This window comes from Pseudomonas sp. zfem004 (assembly GCF_032621715.1).
GTDB classification, from domain to species: Bacteria; Pseudomonadota; Gammaproteobacteria; order Pseudomonadales; family Pseudomonadaceae; genus Aquipseudomonas; species Aquipseudomonas sichuanensis.
This window is the reverse complement of record NZ_JAVYJF010000042.1, coordinates 1-19782: the sequence shown is the minus strand read 5'-3', so window position 1 is coordinate 19782 and position 19782 is coordinate 1. Positions and strand designations below refer to the sequence as shown.

Here is a 19782-nt window from a genome sequence, read left to right as displayed (position 1 = left end):
CAGCACCCTTCGGCGCAGCCGAAGGCGCGAGATGTAGACTTGCGCAGCAAGTCGGAGGCCGCGCGGGCCCGGAAGACGCCGGAGCGAAGGGACCCCGAAGCGCAGCGTAGGGGCCGTATGATGGGAGCGAGCGGCTTTGCCTACTTTGGCCAAGACCAAAGTAGGCCGCCGTAAGGGCGGAAAGGTGACTACGCGTCGACATCACAAATGAATGCGCATATAAAACTCAAAACCAACACCCAACACCCAAAAACCAGCAACCAGCAACCAGCAACCAGCAACCAGCAACCAGCAACCAGCAACCAACTCACAAACTCAGATCCAAAGCCCGCCGCAACGCCTCCCCCCGACCATCATCCACCGCACTGACCAACGCAAAGTTGTAGTCCCCATGGGACCAATACCGCGCCTCCAGCCCCCCATCGGTCCGCTGCCCACTAGGCATCCGCTCAAACCGCTCCCCCGGCGAACGCAAGAACAGACTGACCCGCTGCCCCTGCCCATCCTCGAACACCAGCAACGCCGCCGGCCCCACCTCGTTGCTCAACAACCGCGCCCCCACCGGCTGGAAGCCATACCCGCTCAGATCAGGCAACTGCCCGACCCGATTGAAGTGCCGCCCCAGCCAAGCCTGCAACCGCCCCGGATCACTCGCCTGGATATCGAGCGCGGACGCCTCGGCAAACATCCGGTGCGCCTGCACCGCATCGGCCATGGGCAACCCAGCGACTACCAGCGTTGCCTCCCGCGCCTGCCAGCCCCCCAGCCCACCCAAGCCCACCGCCAGCACCAGCACCGCCGCCGAGGCCAACCGCCGCTGCCGGCGCTGGCGCAGGCGACGACGCAGCGGGGCAAGATCCAGTTCAGGGTCGACGGGACGCTCTGCAAACCCCGCCAAAGCCGCCCGCAGACGCCGAGCATCGTTGCGCCAGGCCTCGATCCGCGCCGCTTCCTGCGGGTTGGCTGCCAGCCAGGCCGCCACTTCCGCCCGGCGCTCAGGCGTCAGGCGTTCGTCAATGTAGGCATGCAGCTCATGCTCGGTGGGGATCAGACGGGTCATTTGAGTCTCCGCAGGGACGTTGGCGCCGGGTTGCCCTCGGTCAGTTCACGCAAGGCGGCGCGGGCGCGCGACAGGCGCGACATCACCGTGCCGATGGGAATACCCAGGGTTTCGGCGGCCTCCTTGTAGCTCAAACCCTCGACGCTGACCAGCAACAGCAACGCCCGTTGCTCGGCCGACAGCCGCGCGAACGCCTGCAAGTCGGCCTGGGCCAGCACGATGCTCTCGGTATCACCGCCCAGCGGCTCCTCGGCCTGGCTGCGGCCGAACCAGGCCAGCCAACGCGTATGCAGGCGTTCGCGGCGTTTGCCGTCGAGAAACAGCCGGTAAAGGATGGTGAACAGCCAAGGCCGCAGGCTGTCCATCTCGCGCTGCTGGGCGCGCCGGCTGAGGGCGCGCTCGACCGTGGCCTGAACCAGGTCGTCGGCGCTGCTGGCTTCGCGGGTCAGCCACAGGGCGAAGCGGCGCAGGCGCTGCAGCAGCTCGCGCCATTGATGATCGTCCAGGTCGTGCATGGTCGGGTTCCAGGCCCCATTGGGCAGTCAGTGTAAGAGGCAGACGGCGCAAGGGAAAATCTATTCCCTGATCCGGAATAAAAGACTGGGCCGCCCGTCGTACCGGCTCATTCACCGCCACCGGATCGCCCCATGAACACACCCTTGCACGGCCCCGCCAAAGCCCTGCGCCTGGCCGCCATCGGCGTCACGCTGGCCGCCCTCGGCGCGGGTTTCGCCTATGCCGCTGGCTGGATCGGCGCCGCCAGGCTCACGCCCCAGCGCATCATCGACACCTTTGAAGCCCAGGCCGGCCATCACCCCGGCTACCGGAAAAACCACGCCAAGGGCCTGTGCGTCAGCGGTTACTTCCAAAGCAGCGGCCAGGCCACGGCGTTTTCCACGGCCCGGGTGTTCAGCCAGCAGAAGGTGCCGGTGATCGGCCGCTTCGCCATCGGCGGTGCCAACCCGTTCGCCCCGGACACCGCGGTACCGGTGCGCAGCCTGGCCATCGAGCTCGCCAGCGATGACGGCCAGGTCTGGCGTACCGGCATGAACAACCCGCCAGTGCTGGCGGTCAGCACGCCCGAAGCCTTCTATGACCAAGTGCTGGCCAGCACCCCGGTTGCGGCCACCGGCAAGCCCGACCCGGCCAGGCTCCAGGCATTCTTTGCCGCCCACCCTGAAAGCGCGGCGTTCCGCCAATGGGCGGCGGCCTACAAACCCAGCGACAGCTTTGCCAGTACCGCCTACAACAGCATCAACGCCTTCCGCCTGATCGACGACCACGGCAACAAGCACCCGGTGCGCTGGACGCTGGAGCCACAGACGCCGTTCGCCGCCCTGCCCGCCCAGGTCGATGACAAGCAATTCCTCCAGCACGACCTCGCCCAGCGCCTGGCTCAAGGCCCGTTGCGCTGGACCCTGCGCCTGACCCTGGCCGAACCCGGCGACCCGGTCAACGACCCGGCCCGCCCCTGGCCCAGCGAGCGGCGCAGCATCGACGCCGGCACCCTGGTGCTGGAGCAGGTGGACGGCCCCGAACAGGGTGCCTGCCGCGACCTCAACTTCGACCCATTGATCCTGCCCCACGGCATCGAAGCGTCCGACGACCCGATCCTCGCCGCCCGCTCGGCGGCCTACTCGGTGTCGTTCAACCGCCGCAGCCATGAAGCCCTGAGCGAAGGAGCCCGCCCATGACCCCCGCCGCTTTCCACCCCCTGGCCCGCCTGGTGCACTGGCTGATGGCGGTGCTGATCCTGGCCATGTTGTTCATCGGCGTGAGCATGGTCAGCGACCTGTCCACCCATCATCCATTGATGGTCGAACTGCACAAGGCCACCGGACTGGCCCTGCTGGTGCTGGTGCTACTGCGTATCACCCTGCGCCTGAGCCTGCCTCACCCGCCGCTGCCGCGCGACCTGCCCGCCATTCAACGCCTGGCCGCCGGCGCCTCGCACCTGCTGCTGTACGCCCTGATGCTGGCCATGCCGCTGCTGGGCTGGGCGATGCTTTCGGCGGGCGGCTATCCACGCCCGCTGCAGTTGCCTGCCATCGCCCCCCACGACCTGCAACTGTACGCCGTACTGCGCCAGGCCCACGGTTGGGCCGGCTACCTGTTGTTCGCCACTGTGCTGGTGCACTTGGGCGCGGCGCTGATGCATGCCCTGGTGCGCCGCGACGGCGTGTTGCGTAGCATGTGGCCAGGCCCGTTGCGCCGGGGTGAATGAGCACCGACAGGCGCGCGGGGTCGACAGATGTAAATAATTATTACTAACATCGGCGCTCATTTCGCTGATTTGCCCCGGACTGCCCATGAACGTCGCAAAGGACCCTGCCACCCTCACCCCGGCCAGCACCCTCGACCTGCGCCCACTGCTGCTGGTCAACATGGCCTGCACCCTGTCGATGATGGCCTTCGTTGCCCTGATCGGCCCGATCGCCCGCCTGCTGGGCATGGCCACCTGGCAGGCCGGTGCGGCGGTCACCGTGGCCGGCGTGGTCTGGGTGCTGCTGGCCCGGCCCTGGGGCCGCGCCGCCGATCGCCTCGGCCGGCGCCGTGTGCTGCTGTTGGGCAGCGCCGGGTTCACCCTGGCCTACTGGCTGCTGTGCCTGTTCATCGACGGCGCCCTGCGCTGGCTGCCCGGGGCCACCCTGACGTTCATCGGCCTCATGCTGACCCGCGGCCTGATCGGCGCCTTCTACGCGGCGCTGCCAGTGGCCGGCAATGCACTGATCGCCGACCATGTCGAACCGCAGCGCCGGGCCCGGGCCATGGCCTCGCTGGGCGCCGCCAACGCGGTCGGCCTGGTGCTCGGCCCGGCCTTGGCGGCAATGCTGTCGCGCTACAGCCTGAGCCTGCCGTTCTACGTGCTGTCGGTGCTGCCGGCCACGGCGTTCGTGGTGCTGCTGTTCAAACTCAAGCCACAGCCACTGCCCCAGCGCCATGCGCCAAGCCCGGTGCGGCTGTCCGACCCACGCCTGCGCCGGCCACTGCTGGTGGCCTTCAGCGCCATGCTCAGCGTGACCGTGTCGCAGATCACCGTTGGCTTCTTCGCCCTCGACCGCCTGCAACTGGCTGCAGGCGAGGCCGCCCAGGCGGCCGGTGTGGCGCTGACCAGCGTGGGCGTGGCGCTGATGCTGGCGCAGGTGCTGCTGCGCCAGCTCGAATGGCCACCGCTGAAGATGATCCGCGTGGGTGCCAGCGTTTCCGGGCTGGGCTTCGCTGCTGCGTCCTTTGCCGCCAGTGCGCCCTGGCTGTGGGCGGCGTTCTTCATTGCCGCATTCGGCATGGGCTTCGTCTTCCCGGCCTTTTCGGCCATGGCGGCCAATGCCATGCACGCCTCGGAACAGGGTGCTACCGCAGGCTCCGTCGGCGCCGCCCAGGGCATGGGCGCGGTGATCGGGCCCTTGGCCGGCACGCTGGTGTATGCCGTCGATCCGCGCATGCCGTTCCTGGCCGTGGCCGCCTTGCTGTTGCTGGTCGGGCTATGGCCCGCACCTGCCGACAAACGCCACTGACACGCACAGCGCGCAAGGCAGGCAGAGTGTGTTTTAATGCGTCGCCCATTATTTTTTACACCTCTGCAAACAAGGCGGCTATGGACACGGGGACACGACTCAAACTGGTGCGTGAACGCAACAACCTCTCGCAACGGGAACTGGCCCGTCGCAGCGGCCTGACCAATTCGACGATCTCGCAGATCGAACAGAACCGCGTCAGCCCCTCGGTCAGCTCCCTGAAAAAACTGCTCGAAGGCATCCCCATGTCCTTGGCGGAGTTTTTCAGTTTCGACGAGCCGGTGCGCGAAGAACGCTTCGTGTTCCGCGGCGGCGAACAGCCCGACCTGGGCCGCAACGGCCTGCGCATGCTGCTGGTCGGCGCCAGCGTCGAAGGCCGGCAGATGCGCATGCTGCGCGAGCTGTATGCCCCCGGTGCCGACTCCGGCGAGCCGATCGTGCATGCCGAAGGCGAAGAGTGCGGTCTGGTTACCCGCGGCACCATGGAACTGTGGGTCGACGGCCAGGTGAGCATCCTTAACGCCGGCGACGGCTACTACATCCCCACCACCCTCGCCCACAGTTTCAAGAACATCGGCCCGGACGAGGCCGAGATCATCAGCGCCAACACCCCGGCGAACTTCTGATCGCGTGATGCCCCTGGTCAGCAGCCGTGAGGCCTACCAGTGCCTGCGCGACGCCGCCCTCGGCGTTGCGCCGCTGGAGATCATCGCCCGGTCCGCAGAGGTGGCCGTGTGCATCGATGGCTGGCGCTTGAGCCTGGCCCTGGACGACGAAGGCCTGGCTCATTGCAGCCAGTGCGCAAGCCCCGACGGGCGCCAGGGCGCGCTTGAGGATTGGCACCGCTACGGCACCAACCCCGTCGACCACCTGAGCCTGTGGGAACGCCAGCGTATCGAGTGTTTATTGGACACGCTGGCGCCGAGGGTTCAAGGATAAAGCACTCGACATTTAACTAAAACTCGAGAACAAAGCATGGAAGATACCGGACCCGGTCGCTATATCAACATGGGTGGCGAAGATTGGCTTGCTTGGCTAAACCGCGAAATTGAGTATTGGTCTAAGGTATTGGACTTCATCTCGATCGACAGCACCCATCCTCGCGCAACAATTTTAGACTACCTTAAGGAGCTGAAAAGCTACATCAATACCCGCTTTTACCCGGGCAACCTCAAAGAGAAACTTGGTAGTTTCTATCTACCTACTCACGAGTTCGACCCTAGCCAACAGTTGATTGAAGAGGCCAAAAACGGAAGGCTAATTAATGTTTTGTATAGCTTCAAGCTCGCCGCCATTCAAAGCGAGTTTGAGTCCCGCAGGCAAACTGACATCGCCGTCAATTTCCTACGTGAGACCGAGTCGCTTAAAGCGTCGGCAGCCGAAAAGGTCAATTCACGGGCAGAACAAATATTTAGCGAATTCGAGAACCATCATAAAGATGCTCTTGAAAAACTGACTACCGCTACCGACACCTCAATCAGTGACGCGAAGAAAGACATCGACACAATTCTGAACTCGACAACAGACGCGATATTTTCTGCTGAACCGGTGAAATATTGGGACAGCCGTAGCACTGCCCACAGAGCCAATGCGGCCACCTACAAAAGATGGGCGATTGGCTCCGCGCTGCTGTTCATTATTTCTCTGGGCTTGCTCATCTACTTTACCTACGGCGATGGAACCCCCGTCGACTTAGGCATAATTACCGTCACCGTCCCCAAGGGGCTTTTCCTGCCTTTGGTCATTTTATTGACCACCGCAGCCATCTGGATCATGAAAATCTTGCTCAAACTCATGATGACCAACCTCGCTTTGGAAATCGAATGTATCGAGCGCTCGACGATGATCAAGACATACTTGGCGATCAGCAGCAAAGACAGCAGCCCGCTCCCGGAGATTCGCACGCTGTTTTACTCCAGCCTCTTCCGCCCGACGCCAAACTCCTTGAGTGAAGATTCCACCTCACCGGAATACATAAAAATCCTTGAAACCCTCTTGAAGTTCGACAAGGGTAAGAAAGCGCCTGAGTAAATATTATTGGTTCAGCGTGTTCAAATGCGCTTCGACAAAATCCAGGCGATCTTGGCCAAAGAACATCTCGTCCTCCACAAAGCAGGTCGGTGCGCCAAATACGCCACGAGCCACCGCCAACCCGGTGGCCTCCTTTAGCGCCTGCTTGACCTCGTCCTGCGCAGCCAGCCCCTGAAACGCCTCAGGGTCGAATCCGCCCTCCGTCAACGTTGCCGCCAGCACGGCGGCATCCGCCAGGTTGCGCTGCTGCCCCCACCAGCCCTCGAACAACACCTTGAGCAACGCCTCGAAACGCTCCGGCGCCCACAATTGCGTGCCCATGACCCCGCGCATCAGGTTCAGGGTGTTGGCCGGAAACCTCGGCGGCAGGCCAAACGGCACGCCATAACGGTCGGCAAAGCGCTTGAGGTCGGTGAACATGTAGCGCCCCTTGGCCGGCACCATCACCGGCGAAGCGTTGCCGGTGGCCTGAAACACCCCGCCCAGCAGAATCGGTCGGTACAGCAGCTTCGCATCGTGGCGCGCGCACAGTGCGGGGAGCTGGGTCCAGGCCAGGTAACTGGCCGGGCTGCCCAGGTCAAAATAGAACTCAACGGTCTTGCTCATATGGCAGTCCTTTTGTCAGGGAGGGGGTTACCAGCGTTCGATCCATGGCCGCAGGTCCAGCTCGAAGGTCCAGGCATCCCGCGGCTGGGCGTGCAGGAACCAGTAGCTGTCGGCGATATGCGCAGGATCGAGGATGCCGTCCTGGTCTTTCAGCGCATAACGTTCCGGGAAGCTGTCACGGATGAAGGCGGTGTCGATGGCGCCATCGACCACCACATGGGCGACATGGATGTTCCGTGGCCCCAGCTCCCGCGCCATGCTCTGGGCCAGGGCGCGCAGGCCATGCTTGGCCCCGGCGAAGGCCGCGAAGCCGGCGGCGCCGCGGGTGCCGGCAGTGGCACCGGTGAACAGGATCGTGCCCCGCTCACGCTGGACCATTCGCCGTGCCACGGCTTGCGCGGTAAGGAAGCCTGCGAAGCAGGCCATTTCCCAGATCTTGAAGTACTTGCGCGGTGTCTCTTCGAGGATGCTGCAGGGCACATTGGCACCGATATTGAAGACAAACGCCTCGATCGGGCCGATATCGCGCTCGATGGTCTCGACCAGCTCGGCCACCTCTTCTTCCTTGCGCGCATCCGAGCCAAAACCATGGGCCTGGCCGCCTGCGGCGCGGATCTCGTCCAGCAGCGGCTGCAGTTTCTCGGCCTGGCGCCGGGTCACGCAGGCGGTGTAGCCCTCGCGGGCGAAGCGCTTTGCGATTTCGCCGCCCGTGGCATCCCCCGCACCGATCACCAGCACGACCTTTTGTTGTTCTGCCATGGACCTCTCCATTGATGAATGATCGTTTAGTAAACGAACGCTATGCTACGATCACGCCACCGTCAAGCCAGCGCAACGAGGTCTTGTGCATGCGCTACTCCACCGAACACAAACAACAGACACGCGAGAAACTGCTGGCCAGCAGCGGCGCGCTGGCCAAGCGCGGCGGCTTCGCCAGCACCGGCGTGGCCGGGTTGATGAAAGCCATTGGCCTGACCGGCGGCGCGTTCTACAACCATTTCCCGTCCAAGGACGACCTGTTCACCGAGGTGGTCCGCCGCGAGCTGTGCAACAGCCCGCTGGCGCGCCAGGCCACCCGCGGGACCGACCGCGCGCGGCTCAAGCGCCTGCTCGAGCAGTACCTGACCCTCGCCCACCTGCACAACGCCGAAGGTGGCTGCCCGCTGCCGCCACTGGGCGTGGAGATCGCCCGTGCCGAACGCCCGGTGCGCGAGGAGGCCGAGCACTGGCTGGTGGAACTGCACCGGGCCTGGAGCGACACCCTCAAGGACCCGCAACTGGCCTGGGCGCTGCTCAGCCAGTGCGTCGGCGCGCTGGTGGTCGGGCGCATGCTCGCCAGCGAACAGGTGCAGGAACAAGTGCTGGAGGCCAGCCGCGCGCTGGTCGGCAAGGTGTTCGATGAAGATTGCTAGCTCGCTGCTCGGCCTGCTGCTCGCACTCCCCGCCGTGGCCCAGCAAAGCTGCCCCACAGGGCAATACCAGGTGTGCCTGGTGGTGTGCTTCTGCGCCCCGCTCGACCCCAATCAGGGTGGTCAGGTGCTGCAGGATGTCGAACGCATGGCCACCGCCAGCCTGGTGTTCGCCCTGCGCCAGGCCCGCGATGACGCCACCAACCGAGGCACCCAGCCGATCCCGCTGCATATCCGTGCCCAGCTCGAAACCTGGTACGACTTCGCCGTGCTCGACACGGTGCGCTACCAGGTCGGCGATGAGCAGCAGGTCAGCGCCGCCAACGCCATGCTGCAGAACCCCGATGTGAACGCCGTGACCTTGATCGATACGGTGATCTTCCGCCGCGCAGCCGATGCCGAGGACAACGTGGCGCTGTGGGCCCACGAGCTCAAGCACGTGCAGCAGTACCAGGAGCTGGGGGTGGAGGAATTCGCCCGGCGCTATACGCGCAATTACGATGAGCTGGAGGGGCCGGCTTACGCCATCGAGGCGCAGGTGGCCAAGGCATTGCGCGAGCGCGGGGCGGGTGGTGCGCGTTAGCCTGTTCCTGTAGTCAAACTGCTGCCACCTACATGTCTCACGCCATGCACCAAGGCGGACAGTGATGACCTTACAGGACTAACTGGCCCGAAACAGATGTGGGAGCTGGCTTGCCAGCGATGCGCCGCGCGGGCGGCGCTCGATCTTGAGAGCGCTGCAGATCTGTCGCCCTTCACTTGGTGGCCCACATGAGATTTCAAGGCAGGCCCCTGGGCGTCACACCGCTGGCCCTGGGTAATCAGGATTCGGTAGTGGCCACCAGGTGCATGGCGGGAGATTGGGTGAAGGCCACCAGGTGCCTGCCGATGTTTTTGCAGCGCCTATGAGATCGAGCGCCGCCCGCGCGGCGCATCGCTGGCAAGCCAGCTCCCACAGTTTGTTTCGGGCCAATTATTCCTGCGCAAGTACCGGCGCCTGCCTTGGTGCATGCCTTGATTAGTCCATGGCTAATCCGTCGCGCGGCTGCTACGCAATGCCAACGCTGTACAACCAAACCGCCGCCGCACCCACTTGCCCAGGTAACTCCCATCCCCCAACCCCACCTCCTCGGCAATCTGCGCCAGGCTGTGGCTGCCATTGACCAACCGCCAGCGCGCCTGCTGCAGCCGCAGTTCCAACCACCAGGCCTTGGCACTCATGCCATGGCTGGCCTGGAACTGGCGGTCGAGCTGACGCCGGCTGATGCCGAGCTGCGCTGCCAGTTGCTCGACCGAAAGCCCCGATGCCAGGTGATGGCGCATCAACGCCGTGGCCCGCTGCACCTGGCGCCCATGCCCCGGCCCTGCATCCAGCGAACGTAGGGCATGACGGCTGTCGCGGCTCTCGTCCACCAGCATGTCGGCCAGGCCCTTGAGCGCACGGGCCCGGCCACTGGCGCGGGCGATCAGTTCCACTGCCAGGTCGATGGCGGCAGTCCCTCCTGCGCAGGTGATACGGCTACCGTCCATGCAATACAGCTGCTCGGTCAGTACCTGCACCCTGGGGAATGCGGCACGAAACTCGGCCTCGTGGCGCCAGTGCACCACCACCTTGTGCCCGTCCAGCACACCGCAGGCAGCCAGCAGAAACACCCCATTGTCGACGCCCACCAGCTTCACCCCCGCCTTCACCGCCTGTTTCAACACAGCCCGGTAACGCGGGGCCAGCGCAACCGTTGCCCCCGCACTGCGCCCGCCAAACAGCACCAGGTAGTCGTAATCGCGCCAAACCACCTGTTCGACACTGACTTCGACCTGCACCACCGCGCCACTGCTGGATACCACGGGGGCCGCGTCCAGCCCCAGCACGGTCCAGCTGCAATAGCGCTGGCGGCTGTAATCCTCGTCGTCGGCGGAGAAGCGCAGCTTGTCGAGGAAGGCGCCAAACGGCAGCAAGGCGAACTCCGGCACAGGCAGGATCAGCAGGCGCAAGTCGGGGGTCATGTAGAATGTCCAGATATTACCGTCAGATGTCCGGATCATACCCTTAAAAGCCACCCGCCCAGCCCTACACTGGCGCCCTGCAAACCTACAAGGCATACCCTATGGCACTCGACACCTGGCTCATCTACCTGCTCGCCAGCATCGGCCTGTCGCTGACACCAGGCCCCAATAGCCTGCTGGCGCTGACCCACGGCGCGTTGTATGGCGCGCGGCGCACGCTGTTCACCATCGTCGGTGGGGTGTTCGGCTTCAGCGCCCTGATCGCCCTGGCCATGTTCGGCCTGAGCGCCCTGCTGCAGGCCTCGGCCTCGGTGCTGACGGTGCTCAAATGGGTCGGCGGCGCCTACCTGGTGTGGCTGGGCATCCAACTGTGGCGCACCCCGGCGCTGCACCTCGAACTGAGCGCGGGCAGCGCCCGGTTGGGCAATGCCGGCTTGTTCCGCCAAGGCTTTCTGTCGGCCATGGCCAACCCCAAGGTGCTGCTGTTCTATGGCGCCTTCCTGCCACAATTCATCGACCCACAACGCGGCCTGGCGCTGCAGTTCGTGGTGATGGCGGCGACCTTCGCCAGTGTGGAGTTCGTGGTCGAATACCTGCTGGCGCGATTGGCCTATCGCATCCGGCCTTGGCTCAGCAAGGGCGGCAAGGGCTTCAACAGGTGCTGCGGCGGGTTGTTCGCGCTGATCGGTGTGGCGCTGCCGTTGGGGCGTTGAAGCAAGCTGCAACTGCGCGCTGAGAGCCGGCTCTCAACGCGCAGTTGTTCATCAGGTATTGCGTCGTTTCACGAGGCGCTCTGCGTTGCTACCTGCTCGGTTTGCGCGGCATGGCGGCTGAAATCGCGCAGGTAGGTAATGAACTCCTGCAACAGGCGATCCCACAGCTGCAGGTGGTTAAGCAAGTGCTTGGCAGTCACCCCGTCACTTACCAGCACATCAAGCTCCATCACCAGGAACTCGCCCTGCCGATACAGACGGGCGAAACGCCGTGAAGTGCTCCAGTGCTCCACTACGCCCTCGGGCAGTTCGCCCTGGATGCGCAGCGCACAGCTGAAGGTGAAGTCGAGGAACTGCCCTTCGATCGCCGCCGGATTGCCCAGGCGCACGGCAAAGCCGATTCCCTGGCTGGCACTGAGCAGTTGCACCAGGCCGTTCTGCTCGCTGCGGTTGACGCGCAGGCCGGCGTCCTGCAGCAGGCTGGTGAGGGTTTCGACGTTCACGCTTTCGATCAGGGCTTGTTCAGTCATGGTCTTGCTCCTTGTGGTGTCGATAAATCATTGCCAGGCGCGTACTTGCGCCGCATCGCACTGTGTCTTGTATAGCTGAACGACTGGGTTTTGCGTGATTTCTTCGAATTTCGCCCGCACCAGCCGCTACGCTTGCTGCTTGATCCCGCGCAGCGTGCCGGACAACAACAAGAATCCGCCGAGTGAGCCGCATGAACATCCTTTACGACGAGCGCATCGATGGCCCGCTGCCGGCCGTGGACAAGCCCGCACTGCTGCAGGCCCTGCGCGACGCCCTGCCCGACCTCGAGGTCCTGCACCGCAGCGAAGACCTCAAGCCCTACGAATGCGACGGCCTGTCGGCCTACCGCACGGTGCCGCTGCTGGTGGTGCTGCCCGAGCGCCTGGAGCAGGTGCAGGCATTGCTGCAACTGTGCCACCAACGTGGCGTGCCGGTGGTGGCACGCGGCGCCGGCACGGGGCTGTCCGGTGGTGCGCTGCCGCTGAGCCAGGGCATCCTGCTGGTGATGGCGCGCTTCAACCGCATCCTTGAAGTCAACCCGCAAGGGCGCTTTGCCCGGGTTCAGCCCGGGGTGCGCAACCTGGCGATCTCGCAGGCGGCGGCCCCCTTCGGGCTGTACTACGCGCCCGATCCGTCCTCGCAGATCGCCTGCACCATCGGCGGCAACGTCGCCGAAAACGCCGGTGGGGTGCACTGCCTCAAGTACGGCCTGACCGTGCACAACCTGCTCAAGGTAGAGATTCTTACGGTCGAGGGCGAGCGCCTGGTACTGGGCAGCGATGCCCTCGACAGCCCGGGTTTCGACCTGCTGGCGCTGTTCACCGGCTCCGAGGGCATGCTTGGCATCGTCACCGAAGTGACCGTCAAGCTGCTGCCCAAGCCCCAGGTGGCGCGGGTGCTGCTGGCCAGTTTCGACACGGTCGAGGACGCCGGCCGCGCGGTGGCCGACATCATCGCCGCCGGCATCATCCCCGGCGGCCTGGAGATGATGGACAACCTGGCGATCCGCGCCGCCGAGGACTTCATTCACGCCGGTTACCCGGTGGACGCGGCAGCCATCCTGCTGTGCGAACTCGACGGCGTGGAAGCCGACGTGCAGGACGATTGCGCGCGGGTCGATGCCTTGCTGCGCAAGGCCGGCGCCCGCGACGTGCGCCTGGCCTGCGACGAGGCCGAACGGGTGCGCTTCTGGGCCGGGCGCAAGAACGCCTTCCCGGCGGTGGGGCGCATTTCGCCGGACTACTACTGCATGGACGGCACCATCCCACGCCGCGAGCTGCCCCGGGTGCTCAAAGGCATCAGCGATTTGTCCGCGCAGTACGGCCTGCGGGTGGCCAACGTGTTCCACGCCGGCGACGGCAACATGCACCCGCTGATCCTGTTCGACGCCAACCTGTCCGGCGAGCTGGAACGGGCCGAGGCCATCGGTGGCAAGATCCTCGAACTGTGCGTGGCGGTGGGCGGCAGCATCACCGGCGAGCACGGGGTGGGCCGCGAAAAGATCAACCAGATGTGTGCCCAGTTCAACAGCGACGAAATCACCTTGTTCCATGGGGTGAAAGCCGCCTTCGACCCGCAAGGTCTGCTCAACCCCGGCAAGAACATCCCCACCCTGCACCGCTGCGCCGAGTTCGGCGCGCTGCACGTGCACCACGGCCAACTGCCCTTCCCCGACCTGGAGCGTTTCTGATGGGCCGCGACCTCAGCCAGGACCTGCTGGAACAGGTCAACCAGGCGCTGAACCTGGGTACCCCGCTGCGCATCCAGGGCGGCAACAGCAAGGCCATGCTCGGGCGCCCGGTGGCCGGCGAGATCGTCGACACCCGGGGCCACCACGGCATCGTCAGCTACGACCCGACCGAGCTGGTCATCACTGCCCGCGCCGGCACGCCGCTGAGCGAAATTGAAGCAGCGCTGCACCAGGCCGGGCAGATGCTGCCCTGCGAGCCGCCGCACCTGGGGCCAGGGGCCACGCTCGGCGGCATGGTCGCGGCGGGGCTGTCCGGGCCACGGCGGCCCTGGGCCGGGGCGGTGCGCGACTACGTGCTTGGCACGCGACTGATCACCGGCCACGGCAAGCTGCTGCGCTTTGGCGGCGAGGTGATGAAGAACGTCGCTGGCTACGATGTGTCGCGCTTGATGGTCGGCAGCTTCGGCTGCCTGGGACTGCTCACCGAAGTGTCGCTTAAGGTACTGCCCCGGCCGCGCCAATGCCTGAGCCTGCGTTTGCCGGTCGACAGCCGGCAGGCCTTGGCCGCACTGGCCGAGTGGGGCCAGCAGCCGCTGCCGATCAGTGCTGCCTGCCATGACGGTGAAGCGCTGTACCTGCGCCTGGAGGGTGGCGAAGGCTCGGTGCGTTCGGCCCGCGAGCGGCTGGGTGGCGACGCGGTGGACAACCGGCTGTGGTACGACCTGCGCGAACAGCGCCTGCCGTTCTTCGACGACCCGGCGCCGCTGTGGCGTCTGTCGGTACCCGGCACCTGCGCCCTGCTCGACCTTCCGGGGCGGCAGTTGATCGACTGGAGCGGCGCGCAACGCTGGCTCACCTCCAGTGCGCCAGCGCAGGTAATCCGTGAGCAGGTGGCCAAGGTCGGCGGCCATGCCACCGCCTATGCCCCCGGCGATGACAGCACGGCGCCGCTGCCGGCGGCGCTGATGCGCTACCACCAGGCACTGAAACGGCAACTCGACCCCCAGGGCATCTTCAACCCTGGCCGCCTGTACCCGGACCTGTGAGGCCACGCCATGCAAACCCACCTGAGCGATGCCGCCAAGCAGCTGCCCCGCGCTGAAGAGGCCGAAAGCATCCTGCGTTCCTGCGTGCACTGCGGCTTCTGCACGGCCACCTGCCCCACCTATCAATTGCTCGGCGACGAGCTGGACGGGCCGCGCGGGCGTATCTACCTGATCAAGCAGGTGCTCGAAGGCGAGCCAGTGACCGCCAGCACCCAACTGCACCTGGACCGCTGCCTGAGCTGCCGCAATTGCGAGAGCACCTGCCCCTCGGGGGTCAGGTACCACGACCTGCTCGATATCGGCCGCGCCGTGGTCGAACAACAGGTGCCGCGCTCGCTGGGTCAGCGCCTGTTGCGCGAGGGCTTGCGTGCCGTAGTGCCGCATCCGGCCGCGTTCAAGGCCCTGGCCAAGGTCGGTCAAAGCCTCAGGCCGCTGCTGCCGAGCGGCCTCAAGGCCAAGTTGCCGGCCCAGGTGCACGACGCCGGCCAGCGCCCGGCGCCGCGCCATCCACGCCGCGTGCTGCTGCTCGAAGGCTGCGTGCAGCAAGCCCTGTCGCCCAACACCAACGCCGCCACCGCGCGCCTGCTGGACCGTCTCGGCATCAGCGTCGAGCCGGCCCGCGAGGCCGGCTGCTGCGGCGCCGTGGACTATCACCTGGATGCCCAGGCACAGGGCCTGCAACGCGCCCGCCACAACATCGACGCCTGGTGGCCGGCCATCGAAGCCGGCGCCGAAGCCATAGTGCAAACCGCCAGCGGCTGCGGTGCCTTCGTGCGCGACTATGGCCACCTGCTCAAGGACGATGCGCGCTATGCCGCCAAGGCTGCCCGGGTCAGCGCCCTGGCCCGCGACCTGGTGCAACTGCTGCAGGCCGAGCCGCTGGAGCAGTTGGGCCTGTGCACCGAGCAGCGCCTGGCCTTCCATTGCCCCTGCACCTTGCAGCATGCCCTCAAACTCGGCGGTGCCGTGGAAAGCCTGCTGACCCGCCTGGGTTTCCACCTCACCAGCGTGCCCGACGGCCACCTGTGCTGCGGCTCGGCGGGCACCTACTCGCTGACCCAGCCGGCGCTGTCGCGCCAGCTGCGCGACAACCGCCTGGCGGCCCTGGAAAGCGGAAAACCTGCGATCATCGCCACCGCCAATATCGGCTGCCAGCTCCACCTTGATGGCGCCGGCCGCACACCGGTACGGCACTGGATCGAAATTGTCGAAGACGCCCTGGAGGCACCCCATGCATAGCAAACCCGTACTCGACCAGGCGGACGTCGCCCGGCTGCTCGCCGCCGCCCGCCAGCACGCCCAGGCCCAGCAATGGCCGGTGACCATCGCCGTGGTCGACGACGGCGGCCACCCGCTGGCCCTGGAGCGCCTGGACGGCTGCGCCCCGGCCAGCGCCTACATCGCCATGGAGAAAGCCCGCACCGCGGCGCTGGGCCGTCGGGAATCGCGCGACTACGAGCAGATGGTCAACGATGGGCGCACCGCCTTCGTCACCGCGCCGTTGCTGACCAGCCTGGAAGGCGGCGTGCCGCTGAGGGTGGAGGGCCAGGTGGTCGGCGCGATCGGCGTGTCGGGGGTCAAGTCCGGACAGGATGCAGAAGTGGCCAAGGCCGGGGCACAGGCGCTGTGATGCCCCTGCCCCGGCCTCGGCGGCTCAGTGCCCCGCCGAAGCCGGGCCGGCCTTGGCAGTGAACGGTGGCTTGGCCAGCCACACCAGCAGGATCAAGCCGGCGAACACCCAGGTCAGCAGGGTGAAGTAGTCCACCGTCGACATCATGTAGGCCTGGCCGTTGAGCATCTGCTCCAGCTGCGCGTAGCTCTGCGGGTTGGCCCCGCCCAGCTGGTCTAGGGCATGGCGGGTGGCCGGGTCGAAGCTGCTGAGGTGCTCGCTCAGGTAGGCGTGGTGCTGGTCGGCGCGGCGGATCCAGATCCAGGTCGTCAGCGACGCGGCGAAACTGCCGCCCAGGGTGCGCAGGAAGGTGGCCAGGCCCGAGCCATCGGCGATCTGCTGCGGCGGCAAGTCCGACAGCAGGATGCTCAAGGTCGGCATGAAAAACAGCGCCACGCCGATGCCCATGAACAGCTGCACCAGGGCGATATGGGTGAAATCCACTTCGTTGGTAAAGCCGGCGCGCATGTAGCAACTGGTGCCGATGGCCAGGAAGGCGATGCCGGCCAGCAGGCGCAGGTCGAAGCGGTGCGCGTACTTGCCCACGAACGGCGACATCAGCACCGGCAGCAAGCCGATCGGCGCCACCGCCAGGCCCGCCCAGGTGGCGGTATAGCCCATCTGCGTCTGCAGCCACTGCGGCAGGATCAGGTTGATGCCGAAAAACGCCGAGTAGCCGCCCACCAGCACAATGGTGCCGATGCGGAAGTTGCGGTGCACGAACAGACGCAGGTTGACCACAGGGTGACGGTCGGTGAGCTCCCAGATGATGAAGATCGCCAGGAACACCACCGAGATCAGCGTGCCGATGACGATGAACGAGGACTCGAACCAGTCCAGGTCGTTGCCCTTGTCCAACACCACCTGCAACGCACCGACACCGACGATCAAGGTCAGCAGGCCGATGTAGTCCATCGGCTGACGGCTGGTGACCACCGGCCGCGCGCGCATCTGCTGGCGCACCACGGCGGCGGCGAACAGGCCGATCGGGATGTTGATGAAGAAGATCCAGGGCCAGCTGTAGCTGTCGGTGATCCAGCCGCCGAGTATCGGCCCTGCAATCGGCGCCACCACCGTGACCATCGCCAGCAACGCCAGGGCCATGCCGCGCTTGGCCGGCGGGTACACGGCAATCAGCAAGGTCTGGGTCATCGGGTACAGGGGCCCGGCGACCACGCCCTGCAACACGCGGAACCCGACCAGCTCGGGCATCGACTGGGCGACGCCGCAAAGGAACGACGCCAGCACGAACAGCAAGGTGGCCCAGAGGAACAGCTTGACCTCACCGAAGCGCCGGCTCAGCCAGCCGGTGAGCGGCAAGGCGATGGCGTTGCTCACCGCAAACGAGGTGATCACCCAGGTGCCCTGCTCGTAACTCACGCCGAGGTTGCCGGAGATGGTCGGCAGCGCCACGTTGGCGATGGTGGTGTCGAGCACCTGCATGAAGGTTGCCAGCGACAGGCCGATGGTGGTCAGCAGCAGGCTCGGCGGGGTGAACTGCGCGGGGGCCGCCTGGCTCATCGCTGCGCCGTCTTGCCGCTGGCGCTGTTGTCGTGGATCAACCGGGCGATCAGGTTGTCGGCCTCGACCAACTGGCGGTCATACACCTGGGTGCTGTAGCTGGCCTGCTGCGGTGGTTGTTGGGCCAGGGCCGGGCCGCTTTGGTCGTGCAGGTCGACTTCGGCGACGGTGGACAGGCCGATGCGCAGCGGGTGGTCTTTCAACTGCTCGGGGTTCAGGTGGATACGCACCGGCACCCGCTGGACGATCTTGATCCAGTTGCCGGTGGCGTTCTGCGCCGGCAGCAGGGCGAAGGCGCTGCCGGTACCGGCGCCCAGACTGTCGACGGTCCCGCTGTACTTCACTTCGCTGCCGTACAGGTCGGCGGTGATCTGCACGGGCTGGCCGATGCGCATGTTGCGCAGCTGGGTCTCTTTGAAGTTGGCGTCGATCCACACCTGATCCAGCGGGATCACCGCCATGGTCGCGGCGCCCGGCTGCAGGCGCTGGCCCAGCTGCACGGTGCGCTTGGCCACGTAGCCGGTGACCGGCGCCACCAGGGTGGTGCGGGCGTGGTCGAGGTAGGCCTGGCGCAGGTCGGCGGCGGCGGCCATGACTTCGGGGTGCGACGAGACCACGGTGTCGTCGATCAGCGCGGTGCTGGTGTTGAGCTGCTGGCGGGCGCTGTTGACGGCGGCCTCGGCGACGGCCAGGTCGTCCCGGGCGTGGGAGATTTCTTCCTGGGCGATGGCGCCGCTGTCGGCCAGCACCTTGCGCCGGTTGTAGTTTTGCTGGGCCTTCTGCAACTCGGCCTGGCGGGTTGCCACTTGCGCCTTGAGCGCATCGACGTTGCTGTACAGCCCGCGCACCTGGCGCACGCTGCGCGCCAGCTTGGCCTCGGCGGACTGCAGGGCCACTTCGCTGTCGGCCGGGTCGAATTGCAGCAGCACCTGCCCTGCCTGCACCAGGTCGCCGTCATCGGCGCCGATGCTGGTAACGGTGCCGCTGACCAGGGGGGTGATTTGCACGACGTTGCCGCTGACGTAGGCGTCGTCGGTGCTTTCCTGCCAGCGCCCGACCAGGCTGTACCAGGCCCAGGTGGCGGCCCCGGCGAGGATCATTAGCAGCAGCAGGCCCAGCAGCCAGGCCTTGCGTTTACGCGTGTTGTCGGGCGCGGCAGCTGGGGTGGAGGTGTCAGCGGGAGTGGCCATGACAATACCTTGGAGAATGCGTGACAGGGATCAACGATCGCCGAAGCGGCGGATCGTCAGGGGGTCGCCGGCGCTGAGCAGGACCTTGGCGAGCAGGCTTTCGAGGGTTTTCAGCTCCTCGGGCTGGAGCACGCCGACCAGTTCGTTCATCGCCGCCGCGCCGACCTGGGGCAGGCGGTCGGCCAGGCGTTGGCCGTCGGCGCTGAGTGCCAGGCGCACCTGGCGGCGGTCTTCGGGGCAGCGGTTGCGCAGGATCAGGCCTTTCTGCTCGAGGCGGTCGAGCATGCGGGTCATCGAGCCGCTGTCCAGGCCCAGGTAGCGGCAGAGCTCGGCCGGGGTGTCGACCTGGTACTGGGTGACGATGATCAGCACCTTGAACTGTGCGGAGGTGACGCCGTGGGCTTCGAGGTGCCAGTCGAGGATGCGGTCCTTGAGGATCGCGGCGCGGCCGAGCAGCATGCCGATGGCGCAGGTCTGGAAGTTTTCCGGGGTGAAATGGGACATCGGGGTTTGCTCGGGTAATTGTGTGTAAATATTACTGCCTAGGCAGGGAATGTCAAAGCATTGATTAGGATGCTAAGTAAATATTCATTTTTGGGGGTTCGGGTTCGGGTTCGGGTTCGGGTTCGGGTTCGGGTTCGGGTTCGGGTTCGGGTTCGGGTTCGGGTTCGGGTTCGGGTTCGGGTTCGGGGCTTAGTGTGTTGGTTTTGATTGATGTATGCGCATTCATTTGCGATGGCGACGCATAGTCACCTTTCCGCCCTTACGGCGGCCTACTTTGGTCTTGGCCAAAGTAG

22 protein-coding genes are annotated in these 19782 nt (G+C 65.8%); 13 read left to right on the top strand and 9 right to left on the bottom strand.

Going from position 1 to position 19782, the window contains the following annotated elements; translation table 11 throughout:
- Positions 1 to 307 precede the first annotated feature (307 nt).
- Together RTH46_RS25870 and RTH46_RS25865 are read right to left on the bottom strand one after the other, a co-directional pair.
- Positions 308 to 1060, bottom strand: a complete 753-nt coding sequence (locus tag RTH46_RS25870) for an anti-sigma factor family protein (RefSeq protein WP_153789179.1) — start codon at positions 1058 to 1060, stop codon at positions 308 to 310.
- On the bottom strand, positions 1057 to 1575 hold the full coding sequence (locus RTH46_RS25865) for a sigma-70 family RNA polymerase sigma factor (RefSeq protein WP_316906933.1): 519 nt from the start codon (positions 1573 to 1575) through the stop codon (positions 1057 to 1059). The genes RTH46_RS25870 and RTH46_RS25865 overlap by 4 nt, the downstream gene beginning before the upstream one ends.
- Positions 1576 to 1707: 132 nt before the next feature.
- Here RTH46_RS25865 and RTH46_RS25860 point away from each other — a divergent pair, with 132 nt between their 5' ends.
- The 6 genes from RTH46_RS25860 to RTH46_RS25835 all read left to right on the top strand — a co-directional run bounded on the left by RTH46_RS25860 (position 1708) and on the right by RTH46_RS25835 (position 6606).
- Complete coding sequence (locus tag RTH46_RS25860; protein WP_316906932.1) at positions 1708 to 2754, top strand: catalase family peroxidase; 1047 nt, start codon at positions 1708 to 1710, stop codon at positions 2752 to 2754.
- Complete coding sequence (locus tag RTH46_RS25855) at positions 2751 to 3284, top strand: cytochrome b (RefSeq protein ID WP_316906931.1); 534 nt, start codon at positions 2751 to 2753, stop codon at positions 3282 to 3284. Before RTH46_RS25860 ends, RTH46_RS25855 begins: the two co-directional genes overlap by 4 nt.
- 85 nt (positions 3285 to 3369) lie before the next feature.
- Complete coding sequence (locus RTH46_RS25850) at positions 3370 to 4575, top strand: MFS transporter (protein ID WP_316906930.1); 1206 nt, start codon at positions 3370 to 3372, stop codon at positions 4573 to 4575.
- Positions 4576 to 4655: 80 nt separating this feature from the next.
- The gene (locus tag RTH46_RS25845) at positions 4656 to 5201 is read left to right on the top strand and encodes a cupin domain-containing protein (protein WP_110995475.1); all 546 of its coding nucleotides are present in this window, start codon (positions 4656 to 4658) and stop codon (positions 5199 to 5201) included.
- 7 nt (positions 5202 to 5208) lie between these two features.
- Positions 5209 to 5514: a hypothetical protein gene (locus tag RTH46_RS25840; RefSeq protein WP_316906929.1), complete on the top strand. Its 306-nt coding sequence runs from the start codon at positions 5209 to 5211 to the stop codon at positions 5512 to 5514.
- Positions 5515 to 5550: 36 nt separating this feature from the next.
- Positions 5551 to 6606, top strand: a complete 1056-nt coding sequence (locus tag RTH46_RS25835; protein ID WP_316906928.1) for a DUF6161 domain-containing protein — start codon at positions 5551 to 5553, stop codon at positions 6604 to 6606.
- 3 nt (positions 6607 to 6609) lie between these two features.
- Here the strand turns inward: RTH46_RS25835 and RTH46_RS25830 are convergent, their stop codons facing one another.
- Positions 6610 to 7212, bottom strand: coding sequence for a 2-hydroxychromene-2-carboxylate isomerase (locus RTH46_RS25830; protein ID WP_316906927.1), 603 nt, complete (start codon positions 7210 to 7212; stop codon positions 6610 to 6612).
- Between the two features lie 27 nt (positions 7213 to 7239).
- Positions 7240 to 7971, bottom strand: coding sequence for an SDR family oxidoreductase (locus RTH46_RS25825; protein WP_279848705.1), 732 nt, complete (start codon positions 7969 to 7971; stop codon positions 7240 to 7242).
- An 89-nt stretch (positions 7972 to 8060) separates the two neighbouring features.
- Here RTH46_RS25825 and RTH46_RS25820 point away from each other — a divergent pair, with 89 nt between their 5' ends.
- Both RTH46_RS25820 and RTH46_RS25815 read left to right on the top strand, forming a co-directional pair.
- Positions 8061 to 8624 (top strand): TetR/AcrR family transcriptional regulator, encoded by a 564-nt coding sequence (locus tag RTH46_RS25820; protein WP_316906926.1) that lies wholly within the window; start codon positions 8061 to 8063, stop codon positions 8622 to 8624.
- Positions 8611 to 9204 (top strand): DUF4157 domain-containing protein, encoded by a 594-nt coding sequence (locus tag RTH46_RS25815; protein ID WP_153789188.1) that lies wholly within the window; start codon positions 8611 to 8613, stop codon positions 9202 to 9204. The genes RTH46_RS25820 and RTH46_RS25815 overlap by 14 nt, the downstream gene beginning before the upstream one ends.
- A 446-nt stretch (positions 9205 to 9650) precedes the next feature.
- On the opposite strand, the gene RTH46_RS25810 is transcribed toward RTH46_RS25815, so the two are convergent.
- The gene (locus RTH46_RS25810) at positions 9651 to 10625 is read right to left on the bottom strand and encodes a GlxA family transcriptional regulator (RefSeq protein WP_316906925.1); all 975 of its coding nucleotides are present in this window, start codon (positions 10623 to 10625) and stop codon (positions 9651 to 9653) included.
- A gap of 101 nt (positions 10626 to 10726) precedes the next feature.
- Here RTH46_RS25810 and RTH46_RS25805 point away from each other — a divergent pair, with 101 nt between their 5' ends.
- Complete coding sequence (locus RTH46_RS25805; RefSeq protein ID WP_110995482.1) at positions 10727 to 11338, top strand: LysE family translocator; 612 nt, start codon at positions 10727 to 10729, stop codon at positions 11336 to 11338.
- A 68-nt stretch (positions 11339 to 11406) separates the two neighbouring features.
- Here RTH46_RS25805 and RTH46_RS25800 read toward each other — a convergent pair whose 3' ends face one another.
- Entirely contained in the window at positions 11407 to 11868 is a 462-nt protein-coding gene (locus RTH46_RS25800; RefSeq protein WP_316906924.1) for a YbjN domain-containing protein, read from the bottom strand.
- Positions 11869 to 12059: 191 nt separating this feature from the next.
- Between RTH46_RS25800 and glcD the strand changes: the two genes are divergently transcribed.
- The 4 genes from glcD to RTH46_RS25780 are packed head-to-tail and all read left to right on the top strand — an operon-like array spanning position 12060 to position 16235.
- Positions 12060 to 13559: a glycolate oxidase subunit GlcD gene (gene glcD / locus RTH46_RS25795; protein ID WP_153789192.1), complete on the top strand. Its 1500-nt coding sequence runs from the start codon at positions 12060 to 12062 to the stop codon at positions 13557 to 13559.
- On the top strand, positions 13559 to 14605 hold the full coding sequence (gene glcE / locus RTH46_RS25790) for a glycolate oxidase subunit GlcE (RefSeq protein ID WP_316906923.1): 1047 nt from the start codon (positions 13559 to 13561) through the stop codon (positions 14603 to 14605). The genes glcD and glcE overlap by 1 nt, the downstream gene beginning before the upstream one ends.
- 9 nt (positions 14606 to 14614) lie before the next feature.
- Entirely contained in the window at positions 14615 to 15844 is a 1230-nt protein-coding gene (glcF, locus tag RTH46_RS25785) for a glycolate oxidase subunit GlcF (protein ID WP_316906922.1), read from the top strand.
- Complete coding sequence (locus RTH46_RS25780; protein WP_232884072.1) at positions 15837 to 16235, top strand: heme-binding protein; 399 nt, start codon at positions 15837 to 15839, stop codon at positions 16233 to 16235. The genes glcF and RTH46_RS25780 overlap by 8 nt, the downstream gene beginning before the upstream one ends.
- A gap of 24 nt (positions 16236 to 16259) precedes the next feature.
- Here RTH46_RS25780 and RTH46_RS25775 read toward each other — a convergent pair whose 3' ends face one another.
- Genes RTH46_RS25775 through RTH46_RS25765 form a run of 3 tightly spaced genes read right to left on the bottom strand, consistent with a single transcriptional unit; the run spans position 16260 to position 19489 of the window.
- Positions 16260 to 17795, bottom strand: coding sequence for a DHA2 family efflux MFS transporter permease subunit (locus RTH46_RS25775; RefSeq protein WP_153789196.1), 1536 nt, complete (start codon positions 17793 to 17795; stop codon positions 16260 to 16262).
- On the bottom strand, positions 17792 to 18985 hold the full coding sequence (locus RTH46_RS25770; protein WP_316906921.1) for an HlyD family efflux transporter periplasmic adaptor subunit: 1194 nt from the start codon (positions 18983 to 18985) through the stop codon (positions 17792 to 17794). The genes RTH46_RS25775 and RTH46_RS25770 overlap by 4 nt, the downstream gene beginning before the upstream one ends.
- Positions 18986 to 19015: 30 nt before the next feature.
- The gene (locus tag RTH46_RS25765) at positions 19016 to 19489 is read right to left on the bottom strand and encodes a MarR family winged helix-turn-helix transcriptional regulator (protein WP_153789198.1); all 474 of its coding nucleotides are present in this window, start codon (positions 19487 to 19489) and stop codon (positions 19016 to 19018) included.
- Between the last annotated feature and the right edge of the window lie 293 nt (positions 19490 to 19782).